General features: G+C 43.1%; 7 protein-coding genes. 2 read left to right on the forward strand and 5 right to left on the reverse strand.

The window, feature by feature from the left end:
* Window positions 1–189: 189 nt before the first annotated feature.
* Complete coding sequence (locus MOZ60_RS11145; protein WP_277007508.1) at window positions 190–387, forward strand: FeoB-associated Cys-rich membrane protein; 198 nt, start codon at window positions 190–192, stop codon at window positions 385–387.
* Between the two features lie 139 nt (window positions 388–526).
* A complete protein-coding gene (locus MOZ60_RS11150; protein ID WP_108773872.1) occupies window positions 527–841 on the forward strand; it encodes a single-stranded DNA-binding protein in 315 nt (104 codons plus the stop codon).
* Between the two features lie 257 nt (window positions 842–1,098).
* Here MOZ60_RS11150 and nrdG read toward each other — a convergent pair whose 3' ends face one another.
* The 5 genes from nrdG to MOZ60_RS11175 all read right to left on the reverse strand — a co-directional run.
* Window positions 1,099–1,626, reverse strand: coding sequence for an anaerobic ribonucleoside-triphosphate reductase activating protein (gene nrdG / locus MOZ60_RS11155; RefSeq protein ID WP_277007502.1), 528 nt, complete (start codon window positions 1,624–1,626; stop codon window positions 1,099–1,101).
* Window positions 1,627–1,896: 270 nt separating this feature from the next.
* Window positions 1,897–2,076 (reverse strand): hypothetical protein, encoded by a 180-nt coding sequence (locus MOZ60_RS11160; protein ID WP_370596732.1) that lies wholly within the window; start codon window positions 2,074–2,076, stop codon window positions 1,897–1,899.
* A gap of 5 nt (window positions 2,077–2,081) precedes the next feature.
* Window positions 2,082–5,021: a DEAD/DEAH box helicase family protein gene (locus MOZ60_RS11165; protein ID WP_370596733.1), complete on the reverse strand. Its 2,940-nt coding sequence runs from the start codon at window positions 5,019–5,021 to the stop codon at window positions 2,082–2,084.
* 3 nt (window positions 5,022–5,024) lie between these two features.
* Window positions 5,025–5,630 carry a hypothetical protein gene (locus tag MOZ60_RS11170; RefSeq protein WP_370596734.1) on the reverse strand — a complete coding sequence of 202 codons (606 nt, stop codon included), beginning with the start codon at window positions 5,628–5,630 and terminating at the stop codon, window positions 5,025–5,027.
* A 194-nt stretch (window positions 5,631–5,824) separates the two neighbouring features.
* A partial coding sequence (locus MOZ60_RS11175) for an IS1634 family transposase (RefSeq protein ID WP_445972113.1) occupies window positions 5,825–6,300 on the reverse strand: 476 nt, incomplete at its 5' end.

Consider the following 6,300-nt stretch of genomic DNA (forward strand, 5'->3'; position numbering starts at 1 on the left):
TTGTACCATAAAACATACAACACATACAACATAAAAATGCAAGAAATTTGACAAAAATAGACAAAGAAAAAGCCGCAGTCATGCGGTTTTCGAGAAATTCTATTCAAAGCAAACTGTCAAAGTCCCGTGCAAACTAATTGAAGCAGATTCTGTTCTGGTTTATCATAATAGGGCAGGAGGAATATCCCGATGAACTTCGCTGACTTGCTTGTGCTGCTGCCGATTGCAGTGGCGTTATACTTTGCATTCCGTTACGTTGCTAAAAATGGTGTTGAGTCCTGTGACTGCGGCTGCAGCAGCTGTCACGGTTCCTGCTCTCAGTTTCAGAAGCAGCTGAAGAAGGCAAAGAAAGAGCTTGATGAAGAAAAGCGGCTTGGATTATTCTGATTGTCCAAAGTCGTCAAAATGTTCCACATACAGCAGATTTGCTTAGGTAAATCTGCTTTTTTGTTTCAAAATCTGCAGATTTGCACGTTTGCACAGCATTTTTCGTTCCGGTAGGATACTGCCATAGGAGGAAGATAAGATGTTTACAAACTGTGTTCTGGTAGGAAAGGTGAAGGAGGTTCCAGTGGTAGAAACAAGCGCAAAGGGAAACACATATGCCCATGTCATGATTGAATGTGAGCGTTCCTTTCCCAATGCGGATGGAAGATTGATGAGTGATGTATTCCGGGTGGTTCTCTGGAAGGGGATTGCGGAGGAAATGGCAGCCGCCTGCCGGGTCGGCTCACTGATTGCCATCAAAGGCAGGCTGGAATCACACAGCTTCACGCGTGAGGATAAAGAATACTGGATTCCGGATATCATTGCCGAAAGAGCACGTGTCATTGCTGCATAACGGATAGAGCTGGCTATCAGCTCTTTTTCTGATCATCAGGCAAAGAATCAAAAAAGGGAGGAGAAATATATCTGAAATGGTTAAGCCTATCTATCCATTTTCCAACGATATTGCGTTCTGTGTCTCTCTTGGAGAACATCCAGCATTAACAAACAGTTCATTGAACGATCATGAACGCACAGCAGATCTCGAATATGGACCTGCGAAACAAGTCAGTCCGCTTTTGTATAAGAAAAGAAGGAACGTATCCTTCCTTCTCAGTTATCTACATGGTACAGCACGATTGTTCCTGTCTGTCTTGTCTTGTTCATGTCGATCAGACGTTGATTCTCACTGCCGCGGAATTCCAGTGAGATATTTTTCTTGTCCAGCATGAACGGTCCATCGACAAGGACATCCAGATAAGAAAGCATTTCATCGGTAACTTCTGTATGCTTTCTTTCCCCAGGCAGCAGATCCTTGTCGAGTATAAAACCGGTATAACTCCAGATATCTTTCTGAGGATACATCTGTCTGACTTTCTTCAGCAGATGAACAAGCACCCGCTGGTTCTCCGGTTCAAACGGCTCACCACCCAGCAGTGTCAGCCCCTGGATATATTCGTGATCCAGAGCTTTCAGAATTTCCTGCTCAGTTTCTTCTGTATAAGGCTTACCGAAGTTAAAATCCCATGTTTCCTGCTGAAAGCAGCCTTTACAGTGGTTGGTGCATCCGGATACAAACAGGGAAACTCTGACACCTTCGCCATCCGCAATATCATATTTCTTAATATTTCCGTAATACATGATAATCTCCTGTACACACAAGAGGAAAGACATCCGTCTTTCCTCTTTGTTTCTGCATTATGAGAATTGACAATTGATGAATTAATATATCGGATCAATTTTGAACAATACTATACATTTCATAAGTTAACAGCAAATAATATTTTGCCGATATTTCTTTTGCAAAATGTACAATAGATAAGTTAATAAGTGCTGTTAACTTTAACTTATATCCAGCTCAATTCGGCTGGAAGGCAGAAATCTTACTGCCCAAGGCTAAGCAAATAGCTTTCACTGATTTTTGCTTTCCTTCTTTTTTATATAGTACTCGTCCAGAAATGCATTTACAATACGTTCCCACGCAGTTGTTTTTGTCTGTCCAACTTCTTCACAGTAAGCTTCGAAGCGCTCCATAATTTTTCTGTCAGCTTTGATGTTAAACGGAACCGCGTCCTTTTTCGGTCTTGGCATAATTCTTATCCCTCATCAAAGAATCCATCTGTATCAAAAATATGATTAAGCTCTTCATTGGATACAGCTTTCTTCACTTTATCGTTTACGGCTGTCAGCGTAAGATCAAGCCGTCTGAGGTTTGCTTTACCGAGAGGATCCTTGCTCATACGAATCAGCTGCACTCTGCCAACTTCAGGATTTTCACGCGCATATTTCGCCAGTCCTTTTGCTTTGCCAAGATTGTCTTCTCTGGAAGGATCATGTGGCTCAAGAATATCAAGAATGTAGCCAGAGTCATCTTTGCGAATGATCAGGAAGTCCGGATACATGCCATGATTTTCATCGTTTTTAACATACGGCAGGCATAACGCCCATTTTCCTCTTGAAGGGTTCCTGATCCAGCATACAAAGTCAGGCCGTTTTTCTTCTTCGGCAAGTGTAGCTTCTTCCCATGGATTCAGATTGATGCGGGCTTCGCCTTTATCATTGCAGAACAGGTGATCCTTATAAACCTTTCCACCAGTCTCGTTATACGGTCTTAATGAAGCTGGGAGAACGAAGTTATGCTTGCTGATATTATCAGCATTAGAAACGATAAGATTGTAGTCTTTCTGTGCCTTTTCATCCAGTTTTGCCGTTTTACGTCTGTATGTATCGGCCAATTCATGAAATTTCTTTTCAGCATAATTTGCCAGTTTCATCCGGCATGTCGGAGAAGCGGAAAACAGGATGACATCCACTTTGAAAGCAGACGGATCGGCTGGATTGTGATACTTATTACCGTACCAGTATGAAATACCATCATTGCCAAGGATTGCTTCCGCTCTTCGCAGCTGCCTGTCCAGATCAGTATCCGTAACCAGCTTTGCCGTATGAACTTCGTTATCCAGCGAATTGCCGTAAACATCAAATACCTGCGAATTCAGGTCAAACTCCATAGCTTTCTTTCTGAGGTCATCGTATTTGCCGTCTGCCTTTAACTGATCAACATATGCATGAATCATGTCAGCAATATCGGTATCAATATCGGAAATAGCATTCTGATACAGCATACTCCGGTCAAGGAAATGCGCCAGACGGAACATAGCCGTCAAATAATTGCTGCTTGGATTTGAGAAGTTTTTAACTTCATATGTCGGCAGGCACATATCGTTGACAGCATCACGAATGGCGTTACCGTCAAACAATGGTGTATAGGACGGCTGTGGATCGGCTGCAGGCTTTGGCTTAGTATGCGTTTCTTCTATTCCAGCGAACAAACCGCCAAGTTCGTGATCAGTTGTTTCGTTTGCTGCAGATTTATTATGATCCTGTGCCGGATTAGAAGCGTTCTCAGGCGTATTTACAAGCGTTTCTGAAGGCATGCTTTTCTGCTCGGCAGAATTATCATCATTCTTATCAAGTGTCTCAGATTCGCCTGTATTTGTACTTGTGATAGGTGCTGATGAGTTGTTTGACGCTTGTCTGGTCGCAGCTTGGTCTGGCAACTGATTAGAAATTGCATTGCTGTCTTTGACCGCAGCTGTTTCAGAGGCATTCGTTTTATCAGATGTATATGAAACACTGTCGGTCTGATGTGTCCCATGTACAGTCCATGTTTCATTAACATCGGATACGTCTTCACTTTCGATTTCTGCTGCCAATTCAGATCCTTCGTTGTCATTGATACTTTTAACGATTTCACTGACAGTTTCCTTGTTGAAATATGGAAGGAACAAATGAACGTTATTCAGTGTATCATCGACTTTTACCCGGCATTGCAGCGGTGTTCTGATCATGCGGCCAAGAAGCTGAGCAATGTATGTTTCGTCCTGTGCACCGCGCATCGACATCATGGTTTCGGCTCTTGGGCAATCCCATCCAGTAGACAACGAATCCTTAAAAATGACAACCTTGATATCTTTGTTATCTTCAATTTCAGAAGCGTTTATATGCGGAACCTTTAGCCCATTGATGGTGAGTGCTTCAGAATGATCACCGAATGCCTGCACCACTTCGCCTTCAGTAAATTGATAGCCAAGCCGGTTTTCCATAATCTGCAGGCATTCATCAAGATCCGTATCACTAATATTACCATGTGTGCCATTTCTGACCTGCAGGATGAATATAGGATTTACCTGTGCATAATGCTGATCCGTACAGTACTGTTTCCAGTGTTCGCACTTGCTGCGCCATTCGTCCATAGCAGCTTGCAGCATAGCCATATCGTTGTTTTGAGAAGACGGATAATCTGCATAAATCTTATCTTTAAGCAGGCCAGAAGAACGGACTTCGTCTGCGGTTGTCACCACACGGCGAATCGTAGAAGTAGCCGCATTGGTGACAAGTACATTGAACCGCTTAGGCGTTGCTGACATACCAATAACAAGCGGCATTGGCTTGACTTTATTAACACTGTCGCCTTTAATAAACTTCTGCATGATTGTGGTAGCCTGTGCAGCATCTTTGCCTGTCATGCCGCGATGTGCCTCATCAATAATAAGGATCAAACGATCGCCTTTATCATAGACCGTATTACGGATAGTTTCCCAGATTGTATACTGTCTGGAATCCGAACGCTTTGTCAGATTGCTGGACTTTCCAAGTTTCTGCGTATTCAGAAAATAAATTCTGCCGTCATCAAACTCTTCCTGATCGAATGAAGCATCATCAATGAACACACACTGATTCAAAGCGATTTTATCTGCTTTGCGGTCGATTTTATCCATTGACTGCCGGTTAAGCTCAGGCGAGTCTGAAAGCCACAGGAATACGGTATCGGGCTGAGCAGAATAGAATGCAGTCTCATTAAAGATATTCTCCATTAAGGCCGACATGATAATGGTCTTACCGGCTCCGGTAGGTGCTGTATACGAAATAACCTGCGGACGATGATTATGCTGGTACTCCATCTGTGCTTCGCTTACCGTATCACGAAGTGCATTTACAGCCCGCTCCTGGAACGGAAATAATGTTAATCTCATGTTTTACCTCCTTGAAACTGTATTAATTCTGAAGTTATCCAGATAGTCCCGATACAGCTGATACGTCTTGTCTACATTGAGTCCGTTAACCATGTCTCTGTATGCTGATTCGGAATTCGTGACGATGTATACGCTATCGATTTCCGGATGTTCTTCCAGAGCCTTAACCATTGTTTCGTATTTGGATTCTGCACTCAGAATCAGCATATGGTTCTCCGGAAGAATCATGATATCCGGAATCTTTTCGTCTGCTCCAAGCTCCGGACATTTTCCGACAGCACCGGACTTCATCCACAGGATAGGAAGAAGTTCACGGAACTGTCTGCCAAGAGCAACAGAATCCTTATCGAGGAAGCCAAGCTTAAAGTAGATGCAGTTGGCTTTGAATCCATTAGCCATTGGCTGGCCAGAATCTTTCTGTCCAGCCGGACCAATGTAGTTGCCCGTCAACGGTTTACCGTTTACGTCATGACCTTCAATCGAGCAGACAGTACGCGGCCATGTCACATGGCGAGCAATGCCAAGCTTCTCCCATTCCTCATCGCCTGGGTGATGCCCAGCTTTGATAAGAGCTTTTGTTTCAGAATCAGAGACTTCATTATTTGTCACTAAGATGCAGCGACGATGACCACCATCTTCCGCATTCAACAGATTAACGGCATGAAGAGTGGTGCCGGAACCAGCGAAGAAATCAATGATAAGAGCGTTTGGTTTATGGGTCACAAAGAAACGTAGAACGTCACGGACAGCATATAACCTGACTTTAGAAGTTAACGTTAAAAAATGGTGCTAAACCTCCGATATCAGAATCGGAAGTTCAGCACTTTTTCTATTTGTCTGGAGTTCAATATATAGTGATCCAGAGGCAGCTTTGTCATCTCTGCAAACTCCTTTATAAAGGGACTGTTGGTTGCCAGATTGATGTATTTTCCATCTGCTTCTACTACATTGAATTCCTTCATGAAATTGAATATTTCTGATGAAGAGTATTTATTTTCCAAAATCTTAAATTGAAGGATCCTGCCCAGAAGAACTGTCAGATAGCAGATCAGGAAATGTCCTTTGATTGTGTCCTCTTTCTGCAAGAATACAGGGCGTGCATCCAGGTCGGATTTCATGATCCGGAAGGATTCTTCAATACGCCAGAGATTATGATAGGTGCTGTAGATGTCTTTGGGAGCCATATTAACTTCTGAAGTTACCAGCAGGTTATAACCTGCCAGCTTAAGGTCTTTCTCGATTTGCGCTTCATTTATCTCTGTAACCACCTTGTCATCTG

Source organism: Grylomicrobium aquisgranense (genome assembly GCF_033971865.1).
GTDB classification, from domain to species: domain Bacteria; phylum Bacillota_I; class Bacilli_A; order Erysipelotrichales; family Erysipelotrichaceae; genus Bulleidia; species Bulleidia massiliensis.